The following is a 25,777-nucleotide window of genomic DNA, read 5'->3' as shown; positions in this document are numbered from 1 at the left end:
CGGGAGTCCTCATGGCGTCAGGCCTAGAAGCTGAGCTTCGCGCCCAGGCGGATGGAGCGCGGAGCCTGGTAGGCGGTGGGCCGCTTGAAGTTGGGGTTGATGTCCGCCTCGCCAATGGGCTGGTTCGTGGCGGTGGAGATGACCTTGCAGTTGGGGTTGCCGGCGGTGAGGCAGGCGGTGAGGTCGTCCGGCTTGCCGCCCTGCTCGATGGCGTACACGCGCGTGGTGGTGAAGGTCTGGTCCACGTCCGTGTACTGCTGGAAGTTGAAGAGGTTGAACACGTCCAGGGACACCGTGAGGACGTAGTCCTTCACCAGCCGCTGGTTGAGGCCCAGGTGCCCGTCCACGCCGTGCACCCAGGGCAGCCGGCCCGCGCTGCCGCGCGGCAGGATGAACGTCTCGGAACCGCTGCGGCGCGGGTGCGCGCCCAGGTAGTTGAGCGGCGTGCCAGAGCGCGCCCGGTAGTTGCCGCCCACGTTGATGCTGGTGCGGGGCCCCAGCACCAGCTCCTTCGCGGCGAACACCTTGAACGAGTGCGTGCGGTCCCCGGGCAGCTGGCCCTCGCGGTTGACGGTGAGCGACACCAGGTCGAAGTCGCGCGTGAGGTTGGGGGACAGCTGGCCGGTGTCCGCGCGGAACAGGCCGGAGTAGTTCCCGCGCAGGGTGGACCAGGTGTAGCTGGCCTGGGCCAGCCACCCGTTGGTGAAGGCGCGCTGGAAGTAGAGGTTGACCGCGTCGTACTCGCGCCGGGCCAGCGGGAAGTCCGTGGAGTAGCCCTTGCCCGGGTTGCCCAGGAAGAAGGTGCTGCCGTCATCGCGGCTCATGTCCTCGATGACGTCGTTGAGGTAGCGCCGGGTGTACGTGGCGCCCAGGCGGCTCGCGGCGAAGAGCTCGTACTCACCGCCCAGCACGAACTCGTCCGCGGACTGCGCGCGAATCTGGGGGTCCACCGGCACGCGGTCGCCGCCCTGCGCGTCCCACAGCTGGTTGGGGCTCTCGCGGTTGCCAATGGGCTGACGGTTGGCGTTCTGGGTGCAGTCCCCGAGCAGCGAGTCCTCACGGGAGGGAACGCACGGAGGCGAGTCGTAGGTGGCGGAGAGCAGCTGCTGCTGCGGGAAGGACAGGTCCGCCATGTCCAGGGGGACGTTCTCGAAGAAGCGCGCGTAGTTGGCGAAGAGCTTGGCGCGGCCACTCTGCGTCGGGTCGTAGATGACGCCCAGGCGCGGGGACCACTGGTTGGGCAGGTGCAGGCCCACCTCGCCGTCCAGGCCGTAGATGGTCTGCACGTCGTAGCGCAGGCCCACGTTGACGGTGACCTTGTCCATGACGGACCAGCTGTCCTGGAGGAAGCCGCCCACGGTGGTGGACGTGGAGGTGCCCTCCTTGCTGGGCAGGAACACCGGGAGGTCCGGGCCGGCCAGGTAGCCGTACTGGTTGAGGCTGAAGAAGCAGTCGCCGCCGGTGCACTCCTGCCAGGGCGTGCCGCCGGTGCGCGCGCGGTTGTTGTAGAAGCTCATCCGCTCGATGTCCGCGCCGGCCTTGAGGATGTGGTGGCCCAGGGCCTCCAGCAGGTACGTGCCCATCACCTTGCCCTGCACGCGGTCCAGGCGCTGGACGCTGATGGTGCCGGGGCCGCCGGTGGAGTAGGCCAGCACGGGGCAGCGCAGCCGCTGCTCCTCGGGCGTGGTGCCGCAGGCGCCCGCGGGGATCTGCTCGAACTCGTTGATGGTGTGGTAGCCGGGGTTGCGGGTGCGGCGCCAGGCGATGTTGGACTGCGCGGACAGGCCCTCGCCGGAGCCCAGGTCGGAGCCGTCCGAAGGGAGGATGGAGTCCGCCTGGTGGTGCCAGCCGAGCGTCGCGTCCACGAGCAGCTTCTTGTCGAAGAAGGACGACGCCTGCTTCGCGACGATGTCCATGGCGCTGTTGCTGCGCCGGGTGGCGATGGATTCATACGCGCCCTGCACGAAGCCGGTGCACGACAGGCTGGTGCACACCTCCGGCTCGCCGTCGTCGCTGAAGGCGTACTTGCCGCTGCCGCCGGAGGAGCGCGGCGTGCCGAACACGGACACGGACAGGCTGTGGTCCGGGTTGAAGTTGTACGTGAGCTTGCCCAGGTACTGCACGCTGCGCTCGTCGGCGAAGCGGCTGGAGTTGGTGCCCGCGATGGGGGTCACCTGGGAGAAGCCGGTGGTGGGGTCCTTGCGGCGCGCGCCCACGGCGGAGCAGCCGTTCTCCGGGTCCACCTCCGAGCACAGCTCGTAGCTGCTGAGCTGGCGGTTCACCTCGATGCGGTTGAAGGACGGCGCGACGCCCACGTAGAACCAGAGCTTGTCCTTGAGCAGGGGGCCGCCCAGGTCGAAGCCGAAGTCGCCCAGGTTGTGCGCGCTGCCCTGCGCGGAGATGACGCTGCCTTCGCGCAATATCTCCTTGCCGGACGTCTGGAACGCGCCGGGCGCGTAGTTGGCGAACACGGAGCCGTGGAACTCGTTGGAGCCGGACTTGGTGACGACGTTGAGCACGCCGCCGGTGGAGCGGCCGTACTCCGGCATGTAGCCGCCGGTGATGATGTTGACCTCCTTGACGAACTCCACGGACAGGGGCGTGCCCAGCGTGCCCACGCCCGGGTCGTTCACGGACAGGCCGTCCACGACGTACTGGCTCTCAGGCGACGAACTGCCGCTGATGCTCACGCCGTAGCGGTCCTCGGTGGCGCCGGGGGCGAGCTCCGCCAGGCCTTCGAAGGAGCGGGACGCGGAGCCCTTGGTGCCGGGGCGGATGACGGCGATGTTGCGGATGAAGTCCTGGTCCACGGTGACGCCCGCGGCGCTGGAGCCCACGTCCAGGGTGGGGGGCGAGCCGACGACCTCGACGTCGGAGCTCAAGTTGTCCGGCGCCAGCTCCGCGTTGAAGCGGATGGTGCGGTCGATTCGCAGCAGGATGCCGTCGCGGGCATAGGGCTGGAAGCCCTGGGCCTCGAAGCGCAGCGTGTACGTGCCCGGCGGAAGCTGGGGGATGCGGTACAGGCCGCTCTTGTCGGTGAGGACGGTGCGCTCGCCCTGCAACTGGGGGGACGTGGCGGTGACCACGACATCCACCAGGGGCTTCTTGTCGAGCGCGTTGGTCAGGGTCCCGGTGATGACCGAGTTGCCCTGGGCCCAGGCCCCGGCTCCCCACAACACGACCATGAGCCACAGCCCACGGATGAAACGGATTCGTCTGGACACGTCTGCGCCCCTCCCGGCGAAGGGGGCGAACTTTGTCGCAAAACGTGAGAAATCCACCAGCCCAAATCAAAAAGACTTTGCCGTCAGAGTGGAAAACGGCTGGCCCGTTGCGTCAGCGGACTGTGTCCGTTCGTGGGGAGGGGGGAGGCGTGGTCTCTTCACGGGGAGAGTTGATAGCTCGGGGGAATGAACTCACGACTCCTGCTCTTCGCGTCGCTGCTCTCGTGTGCTGTCGCGCTCATGGCGTGCGCCCTGGCGGTGGCGCGCGGAGTGGATGGGGCGGGCGTGCTGGCCTTGGTGCCGGCGGTGGCCCTGCTGTGGCTGCTGGTGACGGTGCGTCAGCGGGCGCCCCGGTGGCGGAAGGAGGGGGCCTTCCAGCTCTCCAGTGGCGCCTGGTGGAGCGGCTCGATTGCCGGGGGGCTGCTCGCGAGTGTGTGGGCGGTGATGGAGGTCTTCGCCTACTTCTCCCAGCCGGGGGTCTGCGGCAAGGGCGGCTGTGCGCTCATCATCTTCTATGTGCCCGCGGCCATCGTGGCCGCACTGCCGCTGGGGATGCTGATCTCTTCGGCGGTGCTGGGGGCGGTCGGGATGGTGAAGGGCCTGAAGCCGGTGGCCGTGCAGGGCGTGCTCGCGGGCACGGCGGCCTTCGCGTTCGTGCTCTTCCTGATTCTGGGGCGCTGAGCCCAGCTCAGAGGATGTTTCCAGGCTCGGAGGTGAAGAGCGCGTGGAAGAGAGTGGTCTCCGGCGGCTTCATGAGGTTGACGTAGAGCGGAACGGGCGTCTGCGCGATGTCGAGGGGCAGCGCTGTCGCACCGTATTCGGCCTCGATGTGCCGGGCGACCGTGTCCGCGATGCCTTGCAGTTCCAGCGGGACGGGGCCGAGGAAGACCTTCGACTCCATGAGGTGCTTCCCCAGGAAGACCCGGCGAACACAGTGCACGGTGTAGAGGGGGGCCAGGATGCTGAGGTACCCGGCGACGGTCCAGCGCGTCTGTGGACGCATCATGTCCTGCTCCTGATGCGGGTAGACCAGCACGCAAAAGCTGGGGTTCGCCAGGCCCGGCGCGTAGTCCCACGCATCGCAGCTGGGAAGCGCTTCTCGAAGCGCCTTCACAAAGGACCCCCAGCGGGGCCTCTCCGCATTCTTCTCCTCCCAGAGGGCTTCGTAGCGAAGGTCCTCGGGACTGGACTCCTGGCGGAAGACATAGGCCAGGTCGGCACCCCAGTAGAGACGAGCAATCGCGAGCAACTCTTCGGCGGAAGGTGTCATGGCTTCCTGGGCTCGGACTTGAGGCGGAGGGTTGCCGGGTGGCATTTCTGCCTGACACGCGAGCCAATGATGGCCCCATCAAGCGCGGTCCCGAAGGTGGTCCTGAACTCCTGACACGCAAGCCCGAGGGCTGTTACCGGGGTGGTTGAACTGAACACGGTCTGGGCCGCCAGATTGGCGCAGTTCGCCGCGATGCGCTGGGCCAGTTCCACCGGGATCGGCTCCGAGCCTTCGACCTGGAGGGGAATTCCAATTCCCAAGGAGCATCGGAAGATGTCTCCCGTGTCACGCCGTAGCGGAACATGGACGCAGGCTTCTCTCCAGCCTCCTGGCCCTGGCTCTGTCTGTTCAACGACCGTGACGAACCGGAAGTTCCGGGGCTGGAGGCTCCCCTCCACCACGGTTCCACTGCCCGTCGCGCAGCCCGTGAGCAGCCACGCCAGTCCCAGACATGCCGCCCATCTTGTCGCGTCCATGGCCTTCCCCCGGAAGGCCGCCGACGTCACTTCGGAATCCTCTCAATGCTCCATCGTCTCAGGGGGCGGGCTGTCCGCTGAGCGACGCGGCTGAGTCGGCATATAAACGCCCTGATGACCTCACGCCTCGCGCTCTTCTCGGCCCTGCTTCTCGGTTCCGTCCTCTTCGGTCTGGCGATGCTGGCGACGGCGCTCAGCGGCGGCGCCGCGCTCCCGGTGGCCCTGGTGCTGGGCCTGGGCCTGCTGGCCCTCGTCCTCTTCACCGTGCGCAGGGCGCCAGCCTGGCGGAGTGAGAACGCCTTCGCGCTCTCCGGGACGGCCTGGAAGTGGCTGTCCCTGGCGGGGGCATTGCTCTCGGGGCTCGGCGCGGCGGCTGTCGTCCTCGATGAGCTCTCACTGCCTCGGTCGTCCGACGAGTGGTCGCACCTGCTCATCCCGCTCGCGTTCGTGCTCAGCTTCCTCGGCGGATGGCTCGTGTCCGCGGCGCTGCTGGGCGCCTGCGGACTGCTGCGAGCCATCTCGTCGAAGGCCGTGTGGGGCATCGCCGTGTCCGTGCCCGTCCTTGCGTTCCTGGTCGTGCTGGCGGTGTTCGCCGCGTCCGCCTAGAAGCCCTTCAGCGCACCACCGTCACACGCAATGGACTGGCCGCTGATGTACGCGGCCGGCTCCGACGCGAGGAACGTCACCAGCGCCGCGAACTCCTCCGGCCTCCCCAGCCGCCGTGCGGGGATGTTCGGCGCCACCTTCTCGTCGGACAGGCCCAGGTCCTTCATCCGGTCCGTCGCGTGGTAGCCCGGCAGCGCCGCGTTCACCGTGATGCCATACGGGCCCACTTCATTGCTCAGGCTCTTCACCAGCCCCAGCAACCCCGCGCGCAGGCCGTTCGACACCGTGAGGTTGTTCATCGCCTCGCGCGCCGCCGTGGACGTCACCAGCACGATGCGGCCCCAGCCCTGCGCCTTCATGCCCGGCAGCGCTTCCTGAATCGCATCCACCGTGGCCAGCCACAGGCTCTGGAACCCTGTCTGCCATTGCTCCACCGTGATGGACTCGAAGCCTCCGGACGGCGGGCCTCCCGCGTTCACCACCAGCACGTCCAGGCCACCCAGCTTCTGCGTGACTTCACGCACCAGCCCGCGCGCGGCCCCGGGCTGCGTCAAATCACACGGCACCGCGAGCGCCGCGCCCAGCTCCTTCGCCGCCTTCTGGAGTTTCTCCCCGCCGCGCGAGGACACCGCCACCGTCGCGCGCTCCTTCACCAGCGTGTCCGCGATGGCGCGCCCCAGCCCCGAGGACGCGCCCGTCACCAGCGCCCGCCTACCCTTCAAGCCGAAATCCATCCGCGTGCTCCTCCATGAAAGGGGTCAGCCGGCCGCGAATCAGCTTCGCCGCCAGGTCCAGGTCCACGTCCTCCGGCCGCTTCAGCTCCCGCGCCAGCTCCGACACGATGCCGCCCGCGATGGAGCCCACGCCGTACGCCAGCCGGTAGGGCACGCGGCTGAAGCTCACCAGCGTGTAGCGGCTGACGAACTCGCCCGGGAACGCGTTGAGCAGCACCTTCTCCACGCCCTTCTCCAACAGGAAGCGCGGATCCGCCGTGCTGTCGCGCATCTCGATGAAGTTCTCCACCGCCATGTCCGCGATGGCGTCCGCGTTCGTCTTGCGAAGCCGCTCGAACGCGTCGAACGCCGCGGCCCAGTCCGCCTGCTTCGACAGGAGCGCGTCCAGCACCACGCAGTCCTCGAAGCCGCAGTTCATCCCCTGGCCGTAGAACGGCACGATGGCGTGCGCCGCGTCGCCCAGCAGCAGCGTGCGTCCACCCGCGTGCCACGGCGCGCACTTCACCGTCACCATCTGCCCGGTGGGCCGGGAGAAGAACTCCTCCACCAGCCCGGGAATCAGCGCCTTCGCGTCCGGGAACTGCTCCTGGAAGAACGCCTCCAGCGCGGCGGGCGTCTGGAGCGTCGCGAAGCTCACCGGCCCCTCCCACGGCAGGAACAGCGTGCACGTGAAGCTGCCGTCTTCATTCGGCAGCGCGATGAGCATGAACGTGCCGCGCGGCCAGATGTGCAGCGCGTGCTTCTCCATCTGGAAGCGCCCGCCCTCGCCCGGCGGAATCGTCAGCTCCTTGTAGCCATGCCCCAGCGTCTGCGAGTCCGTCTGGGATTGCAGCGCCTCCCGCACCGCCGAACCCGAGCCGTCCGTGCCGAACACCACCGCGTCGCGCACCTCGCGCGTCTCGCCCGTGGCCTCATCCAGCACCGTGAGCGCCCCGGCCGCCGGATCCGCGTGCGTCACCCGCTGACGGAAGCGGATGGACACACGGCCCGTCCCTTCCGCCTGCGTCATCAGGAACTTGTTCAGCCAGCCGCGCGAAATGGAATTGATGTGCTGCGAGTCGTCCTTCCCATACGGCTGGAAGGCCAGCTCGCCCTTCACCGGGTGGATGACCCGCCCGCGCATGGGGATGGCGTGCTTCAGCGCCTCCTCCTCCAGGCCCACCTGCCGCAAGGCATGCAGGCCGCGCGTGGAGATGGCCAGGTTGATGGAGCGTCCCGCGTCCAGCGTCTCGCGGCGCATGTCCGCCCGGCGCTCCAGCACCTCCACCGTGTGGCCCCGGCGGGCCAGGTACAGCGAGAGCAGCGACCCCACCAGGCCCGCTCCCACCACCGTCAGCTTCGACTCATTCGAGGGCATGGGCCTCCAGCGCCTTCACGAAGCGGAAGACGTCCAGGTACGTGTTGTAGAGGGGCGCGGGCGCGGCGCGGATGATGTCCGGCTCGCGGAAGTCGCAGATGATGCCGGCCGCGGACAGCCGCTGGAGCAGCCGCTTCGGCTCGCCCTTGAAGCGCAGGGACAGCTGCGCCCCGCGCTGCTTCAAATCCCGCGGCGTGGTGATGGTGACGTACCCCGCGGGCAGCCGGTCCAGCAGGAACTCCATGTAGCCCGTCAGGTGGTCGCTCTTCGCGCGCAGGGCCGCCATCGTCGCCCGGTCGAACAGCTCCAGCGACGAGCGCAGCGCCGCCAACTGGAAGATGGGCGGGTTGGACAGCTGCCACCCCTCCGCGCCCGGCAGCGGGTCGAAGGTGGGGCCCATCTCGAAGCGCGTGGCCTTGTTGTGTCCCCACCAGCCCTCGAAGCGCGGCAGGTCCGGGGAGTGCGCGTGCCGCTCGTGCACGAACACGCCGCCCAGGCTGCCCGGTCCGCCGTTGAGGTACTTGTACGAACACCACACCGCGAAGTCCGGCCCGTCGTCGTGCAAGGACAGCTTCAGGTTGCCCGCCCCGTGCGCCAGGTCGAAGCCCACCTTGCAGCCCTGCGCGTGCGCCACGCGCGTGATCTCCTTCAGGTCGAACGCCTGCCCGGTGAGGTAGTTCACGCTGCCCAGCATCACCAGCGCGAGCTCCTTCCCGTGCCGCTCGATGGCCGCCAGGATGTCCTCGGAGCGCAGCGTGTCCTCGCCCTCGCGGGGCATCAGCCGGACGATGGCCTCCTTCGGGTCATGGCCATGGAAGCGCGCCTGCGACGCCACCGCGTACTGGTCCGACGGGAAGGCGCCGCCTTCAATCAGGATCTTGAAGCGCTCGCGCGTGGGCCGGTAGAACGACACCATCATCAGGTGCAGGTTCACCGACAGGGTGTTCATCACCACGACTTCCTGCGGCTGCGCGCCCACCACCCTCGCCACCATGTCGGTGAGCTGCTCGTGGTAGGGCAGCCACGGGTGGCGGCCGTGCACGTGGCCCTCCACGCCCAGCCGCTCCCAGTCCTCCATCTCCATCTGCACGTACTTGCGCGCCTTGCGCGGCTGCAGCCCCAGCGAATTGCCCGCCAGATAGATGGCCGGCGCGCCGGAAGGGGCCGGGGGGAAGAGGAACTCGTCGCGCAGGGGCCTCAGCGGATCCGCCGCGTCCAGGCCGTAGGCGAACACATCGGTGTTCTCGTAGACAGGGGCCGTCATGGTGCGAAGTCCTCGTGCGAGCGCCCCAGCCACTCCAGGGCATTTCGGGACAGCAGCCGCTCGCGCACGGAAGGCGCCAGGTCCGTCAGCGACTCGATGAGCGTGCCGGGCCGCTCCTCGCCCAGCGGGAAGGGGTAGTCACTGCCCAGCGCGACCTTGTCCGCGCCGAACAGCTTCACGATGCCGCGCAACGTCTCCGCGTCGTGCACCAGCGAGTCCACCCAGAACCTCCCCAGGTAGTCGCGCGGCGCGACGGAGTTGTCCACCGCCACCAGGTCCGGGCGCACCTCGAAGCCGTGCTGGATGCGGCCCAGCGTGCCGGGGAACGCGCCGCCGCCGTGCGCGAACGCGAGCCGCAGCTTCGGCAGCCGCTCCATCACCCCGCCGAAGATGAGCGAGCAGATGGCCAGCGACACCTCCGCGGGCATGCCCACCAGCCACGGCAGCCAGTACTTCGTCATCTTCGCCTCACCCATCATGTCCCACGGGTGAACGAAGACGGCCGCGCCCAGGTCGCTCGCCGCCTGGAAGAAAGGGAAGAGCGCGGGGTCGGACAGGTTCAGGTCATTGACGTGGCTGCCAATCTGCACGCCCGCGAAGCCCAGGTCGCGCACGCAGCGCTCCAATTCCTTGACCGCCAGGTCGGTGGATTGGAGCGGCACCGTGCCCAGACCCACGAAGCGCCTGGGCGCCGTCGCCACCGCGCCGGCCAGGTGGTCGTTGAGGAAGCGTGCCACTTCCAGGCCGTCCTGCGGTTTCGCCCAGTAGCTGAAGAGCACGGGCACCGTGGACAGCACCTGCACCTGGACGCCGTGCGCGTCGCACTCCGTCACGCGCTGCTTCGGGTCCCAGCAGTTGCTTTCAATCTCGCGGAAGAACTTCCCGTCGTCCCGCATCATCCGCGCGCGGCAGGGCGCGTGGTGGTCCAGCGTGATGAAGCCGCCGTAGCCGAAGCGCTCCGCGAAGCGGGGGAACTCCGGGGGCAGGAGGTGCGTGTGGATGTCGACCTTCACTTGGGCGCACCACCCCGCGTCACCTGCGTGCCGCACTTCCTGCACGTGCAGTGGTCGGGGTTGCCGTAGAAGTGCTCGAACACCGGCGGCAGCTGCGTCACCAGGTTGGTGACGTGCAGCGATTCCTCATAGAGCTTCTCGCCGCACTTCGGGCACAGCCACAGGAACGAATCCAATTCCTGCGGCTGGCGGCGGCGCTCCAGCACCAGGCCGATGGTGTTCGGGGGACGCTGCGGCGAGTGCGGCACCTTGGGCGGCAGGAGGAAGATTTCCCCCTCGCGGATGGGGATGTCCTGCACCTGCCCGTCGTCGATGACGCGCAGGGTGATGTCGCCCTCCAACTGGTAGAAGAACTCCTCGCCCTCGTTGACGTGGAAATCCGTGCGCGAGTTGGGCCCGCCCACCACCGTGACCATGAAGTCCCGGTCCGCCCACACCTGCTGGTTGCCCACGGGCGGCTTGAGCAGGGGGCGGTGCTCGTCGATCCACTTCTTGAAGTTGATGGGGGTCAGTCGGCCCATGTCACTCGTCTCCAATGGTGGCGATGCACTTCAATTCAATGGCGATGGGCGTGGGCAGCGCGTTGATTTCGAGCGTGGTGCGGCACGGCGGGTTGTCCTTGAAGTACTCCGCCCACAGCCGGTTGTACGTGGGGAAGTCCCGCTTCATGTCCGTGAGGTACACCGTCACGTCCACCAGCCGCTCCCACGACGAGCCCGCGTCCTCCAGGATGTAGCGCACGTTGCGGAACACCGAGTGGCACTGCGTCTCGATGTCGTACGAGACGACGTTGCCCGCCGCGTCCAGCTCCACGCCCGGGATGGCCTTGCTGCCGCGCTCGCGCGGGCCCACGCCGGAGAGGAACAACAGGTTCCCCACGCGGCGCGCGTGGGGGTAGAGCCCCACCGGCTCCGGGGCCTTCTTCGAATCGATCCGCTCGCCAGCGCTCACGTGTGGCTCTCCAAGGCTCAAAGCTTGATGCAGACGTTCTTGGGCTCGGTGAAGAAGCGCAGCGCGTCCCAGCCGCCCTCGCGGCCCACGCCGGACTCCTTCACCCCGCCAAACGGCGTGCGCAGGTCGCGCAGCATCCAGGTGTTCACCCAGACGATGCCGCTGTGCAGCCGGGACGCGAACCGGTGCGCGCGCGTCAGGTCCTTCGTCCACACGCTGCCGGCCAGGCCGTAGCGCGTGGAGTTGGCCCACGACAGCACCTCCTCCTCGTCGTCGAAGGGCATGAGCGTGGCCACCGGACCGAAGATCTCCTCCTGGTTCGTGCGGCAGGTGGGCGCCAGGCCCTCCACCAGCGTGGGCTCGATGAACCAGCCATTCGCGCAGCGGCCGGGTACGCTCGCGCGCTGGCCGCCGGTGAGGATGTGGCCGCCCTCCTGCTTCGCGAGCGCGATGTAGCCCATCACCTTCTCGAAGTGCTCACGCGACACCAGCGCGCCCTGGTCCGTGCCGTCCACCAGCGGGTCACCCACCTTGAGGGCCCTGGTGCGCGCGACCAGCGCCTCCTTGAAGCGCGGATACAGCGAGCGCTGCACGAAGATGCGCGGGCCGCAGAGGCAGATCTGTCCTTGATTCGCGAACGACGAGCGCAGCGTGGTGGCCAGCGCCTCGTCGAAGTCGCAGTCCGCGAAGATGACGTTGGGGTTCTTGCCGCCCATCTCCAGGGACAGCTTCTTGAACGCGGGCGCGGCCACGCGGGCGATCTCCGCGCCCGTGCGCGTGCTGCCGGTGAAGGAGATGGCGCTGACGTCCGGGTGGCGCGTGAGCGGCCCGCCGACGTGGGGCCCCAGGCCGTGCACCAGGTTGAGCACGCCCGGCGGCAGGCCCGCGTCGCGGCACACCTGCGACAGGAGGAAGGCCGTCATCGGCGTCACCTCCGACGGCTTGGCCACCACGCAGTTGCCCGCCGCCAGCGCGGGGGCGATCTTCCACGTGAGCAGGTACAGCGGCAGGTTCCACGGCGAGATGCAGCCCACCACGCCCAGCGGCGAGCGCAGCGTGTAGTTGAGCGCCACGCCGTCCATGGGGTGCGCTTCGCTGGAGAACTGCGTCGCCGCGTCCGCGAAGAACTCGAAGTTGAGCACGCTGCGCGGGATGTCCACCGTGCGGGCCACCGACAGCGGCTTGCCGGTGTCGATGGACTCCGCCCGCGCGAAGGCGTCCAGGCGTTCGTGGATGAGCCCCGCGATGCGGCGCAGGTAGCGCGAGCGCTCCATCGCCGGCAGGGCGGCCCACGCGGAGAAGGCCCGGCCCGCGGCCTCCACGGCGGACTGCACGTCCGCCTCGCGCGAGTCCGGCACGTGCGCGTAGAGCTGGCCCGTCGCGGGCTCCGGCTTGTCCAGCCACTGGCCGCCCGCCGCGGGCACCAGCTCGCCACCGATATAGTTGAGGACCTTCTCCAAGGCAGCGCCCTCCAGGAAGCAGACGCGGCAATGTATGTCGCGGCCGTCCGCCGCCTCCAGGATTCCGAACAGTCGGCGTTGGATGGCGTTCGCTTGCGCGGCCGTCTGGCTCCCAGCACGTCCAGGACCCGCTCCACGGGTGAATCCTTGGTGGAATTGCGGGCCGGGCATGGAAAAGATTCGCGCATGAGCTCGACTGTGGATGTAGCAGCCCTGGCTGGAATCCTGGACGCGGCGCGGCGCGAGCGGCGGGAGATACCGCCCCTGTCTCACGCGCACCCGAGCCTGACCGTGCCGGATGGCTACGCGGTTCAGGCGGAGGGCATCCGGCTGCGCGAGGCCCAGGGCGAGCGGGTGGTGGGCCTGAAGATGGGCTTCACGTCGGAGGCGAAGCGCCAGCAGATGAACCTGGGCTCGCCCATCTTCGGCGTGCTCACGGACCGGATGCGGGTGCAGGCGGGCGGCGTGGTGCGCGTGGGCGCGGGCATCCACCCGCGCATCGAGCCCGAAATCGCCTTCCGCACGTCGAAGGAGCTCAAGGGCACCGTGACGCGCGACGAGGTGCTGGACGCGTGCGACGCCGTCTTCGCGGCGATGGAGGTCCTGGACTCGCGCTTCGTGGGCTTCAAGTACTTCAGCCTGCCGGACGTGGTGGCGGACAACGCGTCGTCGTCGCTGTTCGTGCCGGGCACCCTGGAGCGCGGCCCGCGCGAGCTGGACCTGACGAAGCTCCAGATGCGCATGGAGGTGAACGGCAAGGTGGAGGGCGAGGCGCGCTCGGACGCCATCTCCGGCGACCCGGTGGTGTCCATCATCCAGTTGTGCGCGCTGCTCGCGGAGCGCGGCCAGGTTCTGCCCGCGGGAAGCCTGGTGCTCTCCGGCGCCGCCACCGCCGCGTACCTGATGAAGCCCGGCGACCACGTGCGGCTGACCGTGGACGGGCTGGGCACGGTGGAAGTGACGGCCGCGCCCTAGTCTGGAGACTCCTCAGTACAGCAGGCCGTCCTTTGGCTGGACGGGCGGAGGCAGCTCGGATTCGCCCACCATCTGCCGCAGGTTGATCTCGATGGTGCGGCACAGCGCCGTCATGGGTGTGTCGCTGACGGCGTCCTCGAAGGGGTTCTCCACGTCGCGGCCCACCGCGTCCAGGGCGATGAAGAGGAACGCGATGATGGCCGTGACCAGCGGCGTGAGCACGCCCAGGTCCGCGACGACGCCCAGGGGCAGCATGGCGAGGTAGGCGCGCACCATGGCGTGCGGGAGGATGTCGTACTGGCGGGGCAGGGGCGTGTTCTTGATGCGCTCGCATGCGCCCAGGTAGTTGGTGAGCTCCGTGAGCGTCTCGTCCATCGACACGCGCATGTAGACCTTCTCCGGATGCTCGATGTCGCTGTAGATGCGGCGCATGCGCGTGCCCATCCACAGGAGGATGGCGGCGGGCACGTTCTGTTCGACGCGCAGCGCCTCCAGCACGGACGGGCGGAAGAACGGGGTGATTTCCGGAAAGGGGTCCTGCCGCCGCAGGTGGCAGCGCAGCGCGTTCACGAAGCCGATCTGCGCATAGACGAGCTCGCGCGCGTCCTCGGTGATGCCCTCGAACATGCTGGGGATGCCCCGGGGTGTCTCCGCGCCCGGGTGGAGGAACGTGGCCAGGTTCGCGCGGGGCGTGCTCGGGCCGCGCAGGTCGCGCGCGTGGCCGAACCGGTCGCGCACCGCGCCGTCACCCACCGTGGACCAGGCGGGCGACAGCGCGGGCCCCTCCGGCTGCACGGCCACCTGGACCAGGCGGGACGCGGCGGAGGGCGTCTCCGGGGTGCCATCGCTGCGCTGGGCGCGGGGCGCCGGCAGGAAGGTCAGCACCTGCCGGGCGAGCGTCCGCGACGCGTTCACCAGCCCGCCCCAGATGGTGCGCGCCTCCCACCAGCGCTCGTAGGCGGAGTTGTTGCGGAAGCCGAGCAGCACGCCCAGCGCCGCGGCCAGCAGCGTCACCGGCAGCGCCGGCACCGACAGCCACGTGGCGTCCAGCGCCTCGTAGCCCAGCGAGATGGCCAGCGCGAGGGCGATGTGGACGACGACGGGGCGCCCCGTGTAGCGGAGGATGATCCGCCAGGACAGCATCCGACCGACGATCATCTCGCGGGGCTCCTCTGCATCACACGTGCGGCGTGAGGAGCTGGATGTAGTGATGCCCCCCAGGCGCGGCAATGCGCCGCGTCACCACGCCCGGGGAGCGTGCGGAAGCGGACGAAGGGACGCGTGCGCCCGTCAGGCCCGTGACTTGGTGAAGACGATGCTCGCGCCCGTCGCCGGCACCGTCACGGTGAAGGTGCGCTCCACGGTGGCCAGACCGTTGCCGCCGCGCGACGCCAGCTCCAGGAAGAACGCGCCCGTGGCCCTCAGGTGGAAGGACTGCGCCCACGACCCGGACAGCGCCTTGAACGCGCCCTTGAAGACGGAGGGCGAGCGCTGCTCGTTGTTGCGCAGGTCCAGGAGGCCCGCGCGCAGGTCGTGCCACTTGGACACGGTGCCGGGGTTCTTCTGGATGACCTCCGCGAGCGTCAGCATGCCGTTGCCCAGCTGCCCCTCGACGTACGCGAAGTGCCCGACGAGCGGGTTCTTCTTCAGGGTCGCGGCGGCCATGTTCGCGGCCATGGCGGCGGGCCAGTCATGCTCCAGGTACGCCTTCCACAGGGGCGCGTAGACGGACTCACGCACCGCGGGCCGGTCGCGGCACGGCACGCCGTACCAGGGCAGGGCCCGGGCCAGCGCGCGAGCGAAGGCGGAGTGGGCGTCCGGGTCCGCCGCGTGGGTGATGACGTCGCGCAGCGTCCGGTTGTCCAGCTTCAGCTCCACCCGCGTCTCGACCTCCTTGCCGCCGGAGGCGTCGCGGATCCGCTTGAGGACCTCCTCCTCCTCGGCGTCATCCAGCGCGCCCCAGACGATGGCCTCGTCCACGGTCTGGCGCAGGTCGTGGTCCGACGGCTTGCGAGCGTCATGGGCCAGGAGCAGGTACAGGCCCAGGTCGAAGTCCGCCACGGTGGGCGACTTGCGGAACTCCGCCATGTCCGCCTTGAAGTCCGCGGTCCAGTGCATGTACGGCGTGAGCAGCGTGCCCTTGTAGCTGCGCACCCCCAGGAACGAGACGCGCTGGGGCGACTCCTTCTCCAGGCTGTTGCGCTGCACCACCTGGGTGAGCTCGCGCGTGTCGCTGCCGCCCAGCGCCCACTTGCCCAGCTTCAGGGAGAAGCCCCAGGCCTTGGACTCCTTGTTGACCTCCTTCAGCAGGCACTGCTCCAGCGCCATGCCCTCGGCCTGCATCTTCTGCATCGCGCTGTCCATCCGGCCGGACACCAGCAGCGGGTGCAGCGTGCGGGCCTGGGCGTCGGTGCACACGGTGGACAGGAGCGTGGTCTGCTCGCGCAGGCGCAGGTATTCGTAGCGGAAGCCCGCCTCGAACTTGGACTCGGCCAGCGCCTGGACGCGCGCGCGCACGTCCGCGCGGAGCTTCTCCCACCGCGTGCGCAGCGCCGTGGTGTTGGCCTCCAGCTCCCCGAAGCCCAGCCGGTCCAGGATGATGCGCAGGACCTTCGTCTCGTTGTCCGACAGCTTGTGCGCTTCCAGCTTCGTCATCAGGGCGTCGAACTCGGCCAGCGGCACCGACAGGAGCCCTTCGAGCACGTGCTCCACCTGGGACACGATGGCGGCCGGGTCGGTGAGGCTCGCCTCCACGTGCAGGCTGGCCGTCACGCCCGCCTCGCGCGCCACCACCTTCTTCACCTGCACGCGCACCTGACCGGCCGTGGGGCGGGAGAAGATGACGGCGTAGTCGTCCACCACCTTCACCTTCGCGGACACGGTGGCGCCCGCCTTGGCCTCGAAGGCGACCATGGTGCTGGCGGACAGGAGCTTCGTCAGCGTCTGGAGGTTGGACGTGTAGACGTCCGTCCAGTCCAGCGTCGCGGTGACGGACAGCTCGCCGCGCGCCTGGAAGGCGATGGCGTCACCCACGCCCAGCTTTTCCAGCGACGACGTGAGCAGGGGCAGCCGCAGCTCCGGCGCGTCCTTCTTCAGCGCGTCCCGCGCCTTCGTGTCCTGCGTGTGGCGGTGGTAGTCCGCCAGCAGCACGCGCACGTCGCCGTTGGCCGCGAGCGCCACGTAGGGCAGCGGGAAGCCCACGTCCGCCTTCACGCGCGCCTCCACGCCGTACTTGAGCCACGCCTGGTCGCCGCCGTAGACGAGCGCCGGGGCCAGCTGCGTCGCCGCGTCGCCGGGGCCTTCCCCCACCACGCCCGCCGCGTCCACGTCCGCCGGGGCGTCATAACCTTCGATGAAGCCGCGCGCCGACACGTCGAACGCGAACGTCAGGGAGCCCAGCTTCTCTCCCGCGGGCAGCGCGTAGCTGGCGGTCGGCAATTCCACGCGGATGTCCGAGCCCTTGAGCGGCGCATCCGGCAGCACCTTCGACACTTCCTCCAGCAGCGCGAGCTTCCACGACATGACGGCTCCCTCCCCGACGTCCACGGAAAGACCGCATCCTACATCGCCGGTCCGACGTGGGAGGCCGGACGTGAAGCGGGCGCGAGCGACCCCCCAGGGGGGCGCGCCGCCGGCTCAGGGCACGTCCTGGACCTGCCGGAGCACGGGCGCGCTGTCCGCCTTCACCACCAGCGGGTCGGGCATCAGCCCCGGGATGCACGAGCGGATGCTGACCTGGGCTTCATCCACGGGCTCCAGCACCAGCGACGTCGTGCGCGTGGGGAGCGCGCGCGGCCACTGGCCCTTCTCCGCGTGGGCCACGTCGACCTCCACCAGGGCGATGAGCGCCTCGGAGCGCAGCGCGCGCAGCTCCAGCGCCTCCAGGTCCTCGGGCGACAGGCGCACCGACGGGGCCTCCGCCTGGCGCAAGAAGTCCTCGGCCTTCCGGGCCTCCAGGGCCGCCAGCGAGCGGCGGCGCTCGTCGGCCGGTTGATCCGCCACGGCGAGGAGGCGGTCCGCGTCCTCCACCCACTGACGCCACTGGAGCCGGCGCGACAGGGCGGAGGGCCGCTCGGGCGCGTCGAACCACGGGGGCGGCAGCGCGGCGCGGCCTTCGTCGGTGAGCAGGTCGCGGAAGGCGTGGAGCTGCGCGGCGACGGCCTCCTCGTGCAGCGTCAGGGACACCGGCGGGAAGCCCTCATGCAGCCGGGTGAGCTGCGAAATGGCCTGGCGCTTGCGGGCCAGGGAGGCCGCGTCGATGGCGTCCGTGCAGGGCCGCCACGCGCGCGCATAGCCGGCCGCGGACAGCCGCTGTCCCACGAGCCCGCCGCCCAGGGCCAGCTCCCGGTTGAGCGCGAGCGTGTCCAGGCACAGGTCCACCGCCACATCCGCTTCCCCCCGCGAGACGAGCCGCCGCGTCTGGAGCGCCGCGTCCTCCACCACGTGGCGAAGCGCGTGGATCAGCGCGTCCCGCCGCGACACCTCCGGACCGGCCAGGGGACGCAGGTCCTCCGGAAGGCCACCGGACTCCGCGTGGGTGGCGGCGAGCACCCGCCGCATCAGCGGCAGGCCCTGCTCCAGGGCTTCAAGGCGGGAGGCGGGAAGGTCCGTCACCGGAGCGCGTCCCTCCGTCACGGCCTCCAGGGTCGCGGCCTCCGCCGGGGTGGGCGCCGGCCTCGCGCGGGCCTGCTGGAGCAGCGCGGGCAGGAGCGGAACCATCGCGTCCCCGAAGGTGCCGGGCCGCGTGTCGGTGAGGTGCGCCGGGCGCGGGTGCTCCGCGTGCGTCAGCGTGTTCACCTCGCGCAGCAGCCGTTCCTCCAGCGCGTCGGTGCGCAGGTGCCGGTGCGCCAGCGCCCCGAGGCTCACGAGGACGGACAGGGACACGCCTCCCATGAGGGCGGGGAGGGGGCGCTTCAAGGCCATCGGGGACGGACTCCAGGAGGGGGACCTGGAATCTCGCATGAAACGCCTGGACCCCGACAGCCTCCCACGGAGGGCGCCGTTGGCTGGCGAGCAGGAGGCCCCCCTTCAGGTCATGGCGCCTGTCAGGTCCTCTACCGGGCAGGCGCGCCCAGCCGGCGCAGCAGGAGGTCCGCCAGGTCGCGGGCCTGCGAGCGGATTTCCGGCACGGCCGTGGTCTCCCACAAGTCCCCGCGCCGCGTCGGGCCCAGCGTGAAGAGGTGGGCGGAGGGCTGTCCGCGTGCGTCCAGCACCGCGCCGTCGGGCGCCGTCGCCAGCCCCATGCCCAGCGAGTCCGCGTGGGCATGGCCCGCCTCCAGCAGGCCGCGCAGGACGGGCTGGTCGCGAGAGGCCGGGTTCGACTCCGGGCCGGTGCAGTTGATGACGTGCTGCACGCGCAGCACCTGGGGCTCGCGCCCGCCCCGGGGACGCAGGCGGACCGCCACCGCGTCCGGCTCCAACTCGAGGCCCAGCACGCGGCCCGAGTGGAGCACCAGCCGTCCCTCGCGCCGCCACGCGTCCATCACGTCGTGGATCTCCGGCGCCATGCGGTGGCGGTGCACCTCCCAGTACGCCCGCAGGTGGCGCAGGAAGCGCCGCCGCTCCTGCTCCGACAGCCGCTGCCACAACGGCGTCGTCACCGGCCGCAGCGAGTCCACCGCCGCGCGCCAGTCCGCGCCCGCCGCCGCCTGCGCCTCGACCTCCTGGCGCATCGTGCGCAGCACGTCGCGGATGCGCAGCGTGCTGAACGGCACCACGCCCTCCGCGGAGGGATCCGCGGCCTGCGTGGCGGTCTCCGCGTCGCGGCAGCGGTCCATCTCCCGGCGCACCGAGCGCAACAGCTCGCGGATGCGCAGGGGCTCCGCCGCCGCGGGCGTCTTCGCGCCGTGCGCGCGGTGCGGGTGTGGCAGCAGGCCATGGCGCGACAGCGCGTGCACCGTGCCCCGATGACCGCGCTCGTCCAGCGACAGCACCGTGTCCACCATGGTGAGCGCCGTGCCGATGAGCAGCACCGAATCACCAGAGCCGATGCCCTCCAGCGCCCCGGGCACCCACGGCGAGCGGTGGTAGCGCGCGCTCGCGTACACCCCGCCGTCCGGCACGCGCAGGTCCGCGGGCATCGCGTTGCCCAGCGCCAGCACCGCGCACTTCGCCTCCAGGCTCTGGCCGCTCGCGAACGACACCTTCACGCCGTCCGCGGTGTCCACCACGGCGGTCACCTCGTCGCGCGGCGTCTCCAACCGGACGCCCGGCGCGGCCTTCGCGGCGGTGTCCTTCAGCAGGGACTCCAGATACTGGCCATAGCGGCGGCGCTCGGCGAACGCGGACGGCGGCGTGTCCGGCGCCTCCAGGCGCAGCCAGCGCAGGAAGTGCTCCGGGTCGTCGACCCAGGCGCTCATCCGGCCGGCCGGCACATTGAGCAGGTGCCGCGCGCTGGTGGTGGAGTACGCGACCCCCCGCCCCAGGCGCTCCCCGCGCTCCACGAGCGTGACGCGCAGGGGCGAACGGGCGCCCCGCAAGAGACAGGCCGCGAGCAGCGTTCCGCTCGCGCCCGCGCCGATGATGACCACGTCCTGCCGGGAGTTCACCGCGCGATTCTAGGGCCGGCCCCCCCGGATGCCATCCCTCCCAGGCGTCGTCACCCGCGCGGATTGTCCGTCGGCCCACGGCCGCTGGCACCCCGGGCCCGACTCCGGAGCCCACCCCGGGACGGCGGGGCCCGGCGGACCTCAGACCGCCTGGCGCGCCTCGGGCCGTGCGGGGAGGGAAGGGGCAGGGGGCGCGACCGCCAGCCGCTCCCCGATGCGGGTCAGCCCCTCGCCATCACGGGCGCGCGCATGCACCTGGGGATAGTCCGCGAACGCGGTGCCCAGCCACCGGTCCAGCACCACGGTGTACAGGCCGTAGTGCCCCTGGTAGCGCGCATGGTGGAGCGCGTGGAACGTGGGGGTGAAGAAGACGCGGCCCACCCAGGACGTCACGAAGCGCTTCGGCAGCCACTCCGTGTTGCCATGCCCGAAGGCGTTGAGGACGTAGTTCGTCAGCATGTAGGCCAGGACGCCCACCTGCGTGCCCGGGAACAGGTGCATGGCCGCGAAGTGCAGGCCCAGCCCGCCGCCCATCAGCACCACCCGCTCCACCACGGAGAAGGACAGCGCGGTGAGCGGCTCCGTCACCTGCGCCACGTGGTGCTGCGCATGGAAGCGGTAGAAGCGCGGCGTGTGCAGCAGCCGGTGCGTCACGTAGAACCACACCTCGAAGCCCACGAACATCCACGCGTACGACCACAGCGCCGTGGACAGGCTGAACGGCGCCATCAGGGGCCCGGCGAAATACCGGAACGTCCCGAGCAGCACCGCGTCCGTCAGCACCACGCCCACCGCCGCCAGCGCCTCGCTGCGCAGCTGCCCCTTCGCCAGCTCCCGCCGGTACACCCGGAAGCGCGCCGCCAGCCGCGTGCGCCACACCAGCCACCCGCCCGCCACCGTCATCAGCTTGAGGGTCCCGGAGATGACCAGGACCAGAAGGAACAGCACCGGCAGCGTCGGTTTGTCGGGCAGCAGCATCAGCATCACGGACCTCGCGAAGGCCAGCACACCCCCGGGCATGACTGCCCGGACACCCCATGGATAATGCCCGTCCCCGGTTATTGTCAAATCTGACAATAGTGCGGGCGCGTTGAACGAGGGGGCCCGGTGGCTAGGATGCGCCGTGATGGCATCCAAGCGTCCCCAGGGCCGCGCTCCGGTCCGGCGCCCCCCCGCTCCCCGTCGTCCCGTGAAGCCCGCCGCGTCCCGGAAGCGGCGCACCCCGGAGGAGGCGCGCGAGGCCATCCTCCAGGCCGCCGAGCCGCTGCTCGTGGAGCAGGGGCCGGACCGGGTGGGGCTCCAGGCGGTGGCGAAGGCCGCGGGGGTGAGCCACGCGCTCGTCACGCACTACTTCGGCACCTATGAGGCCCTGGTGCGCGAGGTGCTCCTGCGCCGCAACGAGCTCTTGGCCGCGTCGTTCCGGGAGCACCTGCTCGCGGTGGACACGCCGCCCGACGCGGGAGCGCTGCTCGAGCGCTTCTTCACCGTGGTCCAGCAGGGCCAGCACAGCCGGCTGATGGCGTGGGCGCTGCTCACCGGCCGCGCCGAGCACATGCCGTTCGTGCGCGCGCAGGGCTTGAGGCTGCTGGCGGACGCGCTGGAGTTCCAGGCAGGCCGCGTGGCGGAAGCGCAGGGCACGCCTCCGCCATCGCGCGACACGGTGGACATGACGCTGCTCGTGGCGCTGTGCGCGTCGCAGTGGTTCCTGCTCGCGCGCGAGGTGCTGCTGCCCGTGATGGGGCATCCGGCGGACGCGGCGTCGGACGCGCGCTTCCGCGAGGTGCTCGGCGGGATGCTCCAGCGGTCGCTCGGGGTGAAGCCGCCCGGCGCCAGCTAGGCGCCGCTCAGGTCCAGTCGGCCTGCGAGCGCTGCGCCTGCACGAACGCGCCCGCCACCGGCAGGGTCACGCGGAAGATGCTGCCCCGGCCGGGCGCGCTCTCCATGGTCAGCGTGCCGCCCAGCGACGTGACGATGCCATGGCACACCGCGAGCCCCAGCCCCGTGCCCACGCCCAGCGGCTTGGTGGTGAAGAAGGGGTCGAAGATGCGCTCGCGGTGCTCGGGCGCGATGCCGCAGCCGGTGTCGCGCACCTCCACCAGCACGTGGCCGGGCTCTCCGGGACGCGCCACCACGCGCACCTCGTTGCCCTCCGCGTTCCCCGGCGGGATGGACTGCGCCGCGTTGAGCAGCAGGTTCAGGAACACCTGCCCCAGCCGCGAGCCGTTGCCCTGCACCGGCGGCACGCCTTCGCACTCCACCACCAGCCGCGCGCGGTGCCGCAGCTCGTGCATGGCCATCTTCGCCGCCGTGCGCACCACCGCGGCCAGCTCCGCGGGCCCGCTGCCCACGTCCTCCGCGCGCGACAGCGTCTGCAGGTCGCGCACGATGAGCCGGATGCGCTCCGCGCCGTCGCGCGTCTCCGCCAGCGCTTCCAATATCTCCTGCCGGTCCTGCTCCGACAGGCGCTCCTTCTGCTGCAGCTCCTGGTGGATGTACTCCAGGTTGCTCAGGATGAAGGCCAGCGGGTTGTTGATTTCATGGCCCACGCCCGCCGCGATGCGCCCCAGCGCGATGAGCCGGTCCGCGAAGAGCAGCTGGGCCTGCGTCGCGTGCAGCTGCTCCAGGCTGCTGGACAGCTTCGCGTTGGCGGCCTCCAGCGCCGCGGTGCGCTCACGCACCGTCTCCTCCAGGAGCCGGTTGTCCGCGCAGGGCGTCTCCTCGGCGCACCGGGTGTTGGAACCGGGGCCCAGGCGCTCGAAGGCCTGGCGGAGCGTGCCCCGCCGCCGCGTCATCGCCGCCAACCGCCCCACCTTCGCTCGTAACGTCATCGCGGCCCGCTCCACCCACGTCCATCCACGGCCGTCACCGCTCCTCGTGGCGGTGGCCCCTGCTTTCGGGCACGGCTTGTGGATGGCCATCCAACACCGCCGCCCCGTGCCCGGCAAGGTGTGCGCGAGTACGGGATGCCGTCGAGCGGACACCGCTCGGGCTTCACGTTCCGGCTGTCATTTTCCATTGGGGATTCGGGCGCGCGGGAGGAGCTCACCGCACGCCCGGAGGCAGCTGGACACGCGGCCGGGGTGGGGCCGTCCATCTCCAGCGCGCTTCACCATCCGTTCAACACCTGCGTCCGCTTCAGGCCCCGCAGTCCGCGCGGCAGCTGTCCGCCGTGGTGCCCGTGCCCGCATGCTCGGTGAACTGGCACACGCCGTCGCCGCAGCGGAACAGCTCCGTGGGCTGCACGCGCGTGGTGATGGCCGGGTACGTCTTCCCGTTGTACGTGCACTGCGTGTAGTAGGGCTGGCTCGGGTCGCCCTTGGTGCAGAACTGCGAGCAGCTGCCGAGGTTGGTGATGGGCGCGCAGGTGTCCGCCTTCAGCGTCAGGCCGCACGCGCGCGTGGAGCTCTCCGCCGTGCTGAAGTCGCGGTCACGCGCCGCGAACAGGCCCTCGTTGGTGAAGAGGTTGCCGAAGAAGCACCCCTCCTTCGCGCTGAACTGCGACAGCTCCTCGGCGGAGTAGGGGACCGCCGCGCCCTCCGCCGTGCGGCCCAGCACGGACAGCGCGATGTGCAGGCCGTACTTGTTCGCGTGCGCCGCCAGGCACGCGCTCACCGACTGCTGCTCCGTCACCGTCGCGGGCTTGCCCGCCGCCCAGCCCGGCGCCAGGCCCAGCGCGCCCTGCCACGTGTACTTCGTCCCGGTGGTCGGGGACTGGAACGTGCGCGTCTGCCCCTCCGGCACCGCGCACTTCACGATGTACGCCATCAGCGTCGGCGCCATGTCCGCGTTCTGGTTGAACCAGTCGTTGAAGCCGTTCGTGGACAGGCCGTTGGTGGACAGGCCGTTGGTGGACAGGCCGTTCGTCGACAGTCCGTTGGTGGACAGCCCGTTCGTGGACAGCCCGTTGTCCACCTGTTGCGCCTGATCCGCCGTGGCCAGGTTCGCCCCGAGCTCGTCCTCCGGCATCGCGCCGCCGCAACCCACCAGGGCGAGCAGCGCCCCCGTCATCAACGCCGCCTTCAGGGGTTGGCGTGAGGCAACTCGGTTCCACCACTCGCTGCATCCACTTCCAGGCCGAAAAGCAGGGGTGAGGCGCATGTAGGGGCTCCCGCTCGAGGGAAGTCGGAGGTCCGACTTCCAGAATGTCAGGCAGTCCAGGCTTTCAGCTAGAAAGGTGCTGAAACTGTCAGACAGGGGAATCGTGACGGATTCAGGATCGGAAATAAATACGTCTTCGTCAAAAAATTATGGTGTGGGTCCAATTCTCACGGGGCTAGACGTATGCCGGTGAAGGGCATTGGACGACACGACTCAAGTGGGGAACGGCGGGGGAGGAGGAGTGCGGGAACGGCGGGGACGGCTCACTGCTGAGGAGGACCTGCGAGGAACTGGGCTGCGGGGCCGGTGATGGCGAAGCCACCGGGGGCCCTTACGTTCCAGGTTGCCACATGCGTGACCGGACCGCCTACCACCTCGGCCTCCCCGGAGTCGCCGCGCGTCTCCGCCTCTCCATGGTGGAGACAGAGGTGGACGTGGGCGTGGACGGCTTCGGCCAGGCGCTGGGCCTCGGCGTGGAGATCGCGCAGGGCGTGAAGGGTGCGCTCGGCGGCGCCGCCAGAGGACAGGGGCCGCACGCCCAGGAGCGTGGTGCCCGTCTGGAGCGCCAGGAGGAAGCCCTCGCCGCGCAGGCCCTGCTCCAGCGTGTCCAGCACGCTCGCGAGCGCGGCGTACACGGTGTCGTCATCCTGGTCCGCGTCCGGCAGCACGACCTCCGCGTTCACCGCGAGCACCGGGTGCGCCTGGCCCTCCACCTGGCCGGGCTCCTCGGCGGCCTCGCGCAGGGCGGTGAGGAAGGCGTTCACGCTGGGGTAGCGGCGCGTGGCGTCCTTGTCCATGCACCGGAGCACCACCGCGTCCATGGCGGGTGACACCGGCGCGCGCACGCTGGGGCGCGGCGGCGGGGCGTCCAGGTGCATCCGCTCCAGCTCCAGCCGATCATCCGACTGGAACGGATAGCGGCCGGTGAGCAGTTGGTAGAGCAGCACGCCCAGCGCGTACACGTCCGTGGGCGGTCCAATCCGCCCGCCCCGGAACTGCTCGGGCGCCATCGCGTGCGCGGTGCCCAGGCGCTGGCCCGCGGTGGTGAGCCCCTCCTGGCCGGGCTCCTGCTGGATGAGCTTCGCGATGCCGAAGTCCAACAGCTTCAGCCGGGGCTTCTCCCCCTCCTCCACCACGAGGATGTTGCTGGACTTCAGGTCCCGGTGCACGACGCCCGCGCGGTGCGCCGCCTCCAGCGCGCCGCAGATGGGCTCCAGGTACGCCAGCGCGCGCGACGAGGACAGCCGCCCGCGCTCCTGCACCACCTGGCTCAGCGTGCGCCCGGAGAGCAGCTCCATCACGTAGTAGGGGCTGCCGTCCGGCATCAGCCCGAAGTCGTAGACGTCCACGATGTTCGGGTGGTGGATCTGATTGACGACGCGCGCCTCGCGCACGAAGCGCTGGAGCATCTCCCCCTGGTCCGCCAGGTGCGAGTGCAGCACCTTCACCGCCGCGTGCCGCCCCAGGATGCGGTGCTCCGCCTCGTAGACGCTGCCGTGGCCGCCGGCCGCCAGCATGGACTTGAGGACGTATTCACCCGCCAGCGTCCCCGGCCCGCGCTCGGAACGGCTGGGGGTGTCGTGCCCCTTTTCCGGGACGTTCGCGTTCGCTCGCGCCTGGATGCGGAAGGTGCTCTCGGAATCCACCGCCATGAATACCCCGCACCCTACCATCCACGGGGTGGGTCGCGAGTGCCCGTGCCGGGTTGGCTGCCCTGCCTGCCTGCCTGGCCGTTCACCAGGAGTCAGGGTCCCCATCCTGAAGGGGGAGGGGACGTTCATTGGAAGCCGTTGGGGTATGG

The 25,777-nt window shown here is 70.3% G+C and carries 21 protein-coding genes; 4 read left to right on the top strand and 17 right to left on the bottom strand.

The window, feature by feature from the left end:
- Window positions 1-23 precede the first annotated feature (23 nt).
- The gene (locus tag JYJ93_RS38455; protein ID WP_206799744.1) at window positions 24-3,224 is read right to left on the bottom strand and encodes a TonB-dependent receptor; all 3,201 of its coding nucleotides are present in this window, start codon (window positions 3,222-3,224) and stop codon (window positions 24-26) included.
- A 186-nt stretch (window positions 3,225-3,410) separates the two neighbouring features.
- On the opposite strand from JYJ93_RS38455, the gene JYJ93_RS38450 reads away from it, so the two are divergent.
- Complete coding sequence (locus tag JYJ93_RS38450) at window positions 3,411-3,905, top strand: hypothetical protein (protein ID WP_206799743.1); 495 nt, start codon at window positions 3,411-3,413, stop codon at window positions 3,903-3,905.
- Window positions 3,906-3,912: 7 nt separating this feature from the next.
- Here the strand turns inward: JYJ93_RS38450 and JYJ93_RS40435 are convergent, their stop codons facing one another.
- Window positions 3,913-4,494 (bottom strand): hypothetical protein, encoded by a 582-nt coding sequence (locus tag JYJ93_RS40435; protein ID WP_242544087.1) that lies wholly within the window; start codon window positions 4,492-4,494, stop codon window positions 3,913-3,915.
- Between the two features lie 590 nt (window positions 4,495-5,084).
- Here JYJ93_RS40435 and JYJ93_RS38440 point away from each other — a divergent pair.
- Complete coding sequence (locus JYJ93_RS38440; protein WP_206799742.1) at window positions 5,085-5,576, top strand: hypothetical protein; 492 nt, start codon at window positions 5,085-5,087, stop codon at window positions 5,574-5,576.
- On the opposite strand, the gene JYJ93_RS38435 is transcribed toward JYJ93_RS38440, so the two are convergent.
- Genes JYJ93_RS38435 through JYJ93_RS38405 form a run of 7 tightly spaced genes read right to left on the bottom strand, consistent with a single transcriptional unit; the run spans window position 5,573 to window position 12,355 of the window.
- Window positions 5,573-6,298: an SDR family oxidoreductase gene (locus tag JYJ93_RS38435; protein ID WP_242544086.1), complete on the bottom strand. Its 726-nt coding sequence runs from the start codon at window positions 6,296-6,298 to the stop codon at window positions 5,573-5,575. The two genes, JYJ93_RS38440 and JYJ93_RS38435, sit on opposite strands and share 4 nt — an antisense overlap.
- Window positions 6,288-7,667, bottom strand: a complete 1,380-nt coding sequence (locus JYJ93_RS38430) for an NAD(P)/FAD-dependent oxidoreductase (protein WP_206799739.1) — start codon at window positions 7,665-7,667, stop codon at window positions 6,288-6,290. The genes JYJ93_RS38435 and JYJ93_RS38430 overlap by 11 nt, the downstream gene beginning before the upstream one ends.
- On the bottom strand, window positions 7,654-8,931 hold the full coding sequence (gene kynU / locus JYJ93_RS38425; protein WP_206799737.1) for a kynureninase: 1,278 nt from the start codon (window positions 8,929-8,931) through the stop codon (window positions 7,654-7,656). Before kynU ends, JYJ93_RS38430 begins: the two co-directional genes overlap by 14 nt.
- Window positions 8,928-9,944: an amidohydrolase family protein gene (locus tag JYJ93_RS38420; protein WP_206799736.1), complete on the bottom strand. Its 1,017-nt coding sequence runs from the start codon at window positions 9,942-9,944 to the stop codon at window positions 8,928-8,930. Before JYJ93_RS38420 ends, kynU begins: the two co-directional genes overlap by 4 nt.
- Entirely contained in the window at window positions 9,941-10,465 is a 525-nt protein-coding gene (gene nbaC, locus JYJ93_RS38415; protein ID WP_206799735.1) for a 3-hydroxyanthranilate 3,4-dioxygenase, read from the bottom strand. The genes JYJ93_RS38420 and nbaC overlap by 4 nt, the downstream gene beginning before the upstream one ends.
- A gap of 1 nt (window position 10,466) precedes the next feature.
- Entirely contained in the window at window positions 10,467-10,895 is a 429-nt protein-coding gene (locus tag JYJ93_RS38410; protein ID WP_206799734.1) for a RidA family protein, read from the bottom strand.
- A gap of 17 nt (window positions 10,896-10,912) precedes the next feature.
- A complete protein-coding gene (locus JYJ93_RS38405; protein ID WP_206799733.1) occupies window positions 10,913-12,355 on the bottom strand; it encodes an aldehyde dehydrogenase in 1,443 nt (480 codons plus the stop codon).
- Between the two features lie 186 nt (window positions 12,356-12,541).
- Between JYJ93_RS38405 and JYJ93_RS38400 the strand changes: the two genes are divergently transcribed.
- Entirely contained in the window at window positions 12,542-13,330 is a 789-nt protein-coding gene (locus JYJ93_RS38400) for a fumarylacetoacetate hydrolase family protein (RefSeq protein WP_206799732.1), read from the top strand.
- A 12-nt stretch (window positions 13,331-13,342) separates the two neighbouring features.
- On the opposite strand, the gene JYJ93_RS38395 is transcribed toward JYJ93_RS38400, so the two are convergent.
- The 5 genes from JYJ93_RS38395 to JYJ93_RS38375 all read right to left on the bottom strand — a co-directional run bounded on the left by JYJ93_RS38395 (window position 13,343) and on the right by JYJ93_RS38375 (window position 20,898).
- A complete protein-coding gene (locus JYJ93_RS38395; protein WP_206799724.1) occupies window positions 13,343-14,488 on the bottom strand; it encodes a bestrophin family ion channel in 1,146 nt (381 codons plus the stop codon).
- 132 nt (window positions 14,489-14,620) lie between these two features.
- Window positions 14,621-16,852, bottom strand: a complete 2,232-nt coding sequence (locus JYJ93_RS38390; RefSeq protein ID WP_206799722.1) for a hypothetical protein — start codon at window positions 16,850-16,852, stop codon at window positions 14,621-14,623.
- A gap of 114 nt (window positions 16,853-16,966) precedes the next feature.
- Complete coding sequence (locus tag JYJ93_RS38385; protein ID WP_206799720.1) at window positions 16,967-18,253, bottom strand: hypothetical protein; 1,287 nt, start codon at window positions 18,251-18,253, stop codon at window positions 16,967-16,969.
- A gap of 131 nt (window positions 18,254-18,384) precedes the next feature.
- Entirely contained in the window at window positions 18,385-19,878 is a 1,494-nt protein-coding gene (locus tag JYJ93_RS38380; protein ID WP_206799718.1) for an FAD/NAD(P)-binding protein, read from the bottom strand.
- 141 nt (window positions 19,879-20,019) lie between these two features.
- On the bottom strand, window positions 20,020-20,898 hold the full coding sequence (locus JYJ93_RS38375) for a sterol desaturase family protein (protein WP_242544084.1): 879 nt from the start codon (window positions 20,896-20,898) through the stop codon (window positions 20,020-20,022).
- Between the two features lie 106 nt (window positions 20,899-21,004).
- Here JYJ93_RS38375 and JYJ93_RS38370 point away from each other — a divergent pair, with 106 nt between their 5' ends.
- Window positions 21,005-21,715 (top strand): TetR/AcrR family transcriptional regulator, encoded by a 711-nt coding sequence (locus JYJ93_RS38370; protein ID WP_206799714.1) that lies wholly within the window; start codon window positions 21,005-21,007, stop codon window positions 21,713-21,715.
- A gap of 7 nt (window positions 21,716-21,722) precedes the next feature.
- Here JYJ93_RS38370 and JYJ93_RS38365 read toward each other — a convergent pair whose 3' ends face one another.
- The 3 genes from JYJ93_RS38365 to JYJ93_RS38355 form a co-directional block, all read right to left on the bottom strand.
- Window positions 21,723-22,706, bottom strand: coding sequence for an ATP-binding protein (locus JYJ93_RS38365; RefSeq protein ID WP_206799711.1), 984 nt, complete (start codon window positions 22,704-22,706; stop codon window positions 21,723-21,725).
- A 307-nt stretch (window positions 22,707-23,013) separates the two neighbouring features.
- Complete coding sequence (locus tag JYJ93_RS38360; RefSeq protein WP_206799710.1) at window positions 23,014-23,886, bottom strand: hypothetical protein; 873 nt, start codon at window positions 23,884-23,886, stop codon at window positions 23,014-23,016.
- 353 nt (window positions 23,887-24,239) lie between these two features.
- A complete protein-coding gene (locus JYJ93_RS38355) occupies window positions 24,240-25,628 on the bottom strand; it encodes a serine/threonine-protein kinase (protein ID WP_206799707.1) in 1,389 nt (462 codons plus the stop codon).
- Between the last annotated feature and the right edge of the window lie 149 nt (window positions 25,629-25,777).

Source organism: Corallococcus sp. NCSPR001 (assembly GCF_017309135.1).
Classification (GTDB): Bacteria; Myxococcota; Myxococcia; order Myxococcales; family Myxococcaceae; genus Corallococcus.
Note: the sequence above shows the minus strand (reverse complement) of the source record. Positions and strands in the feature narration are given on the sequence as shown.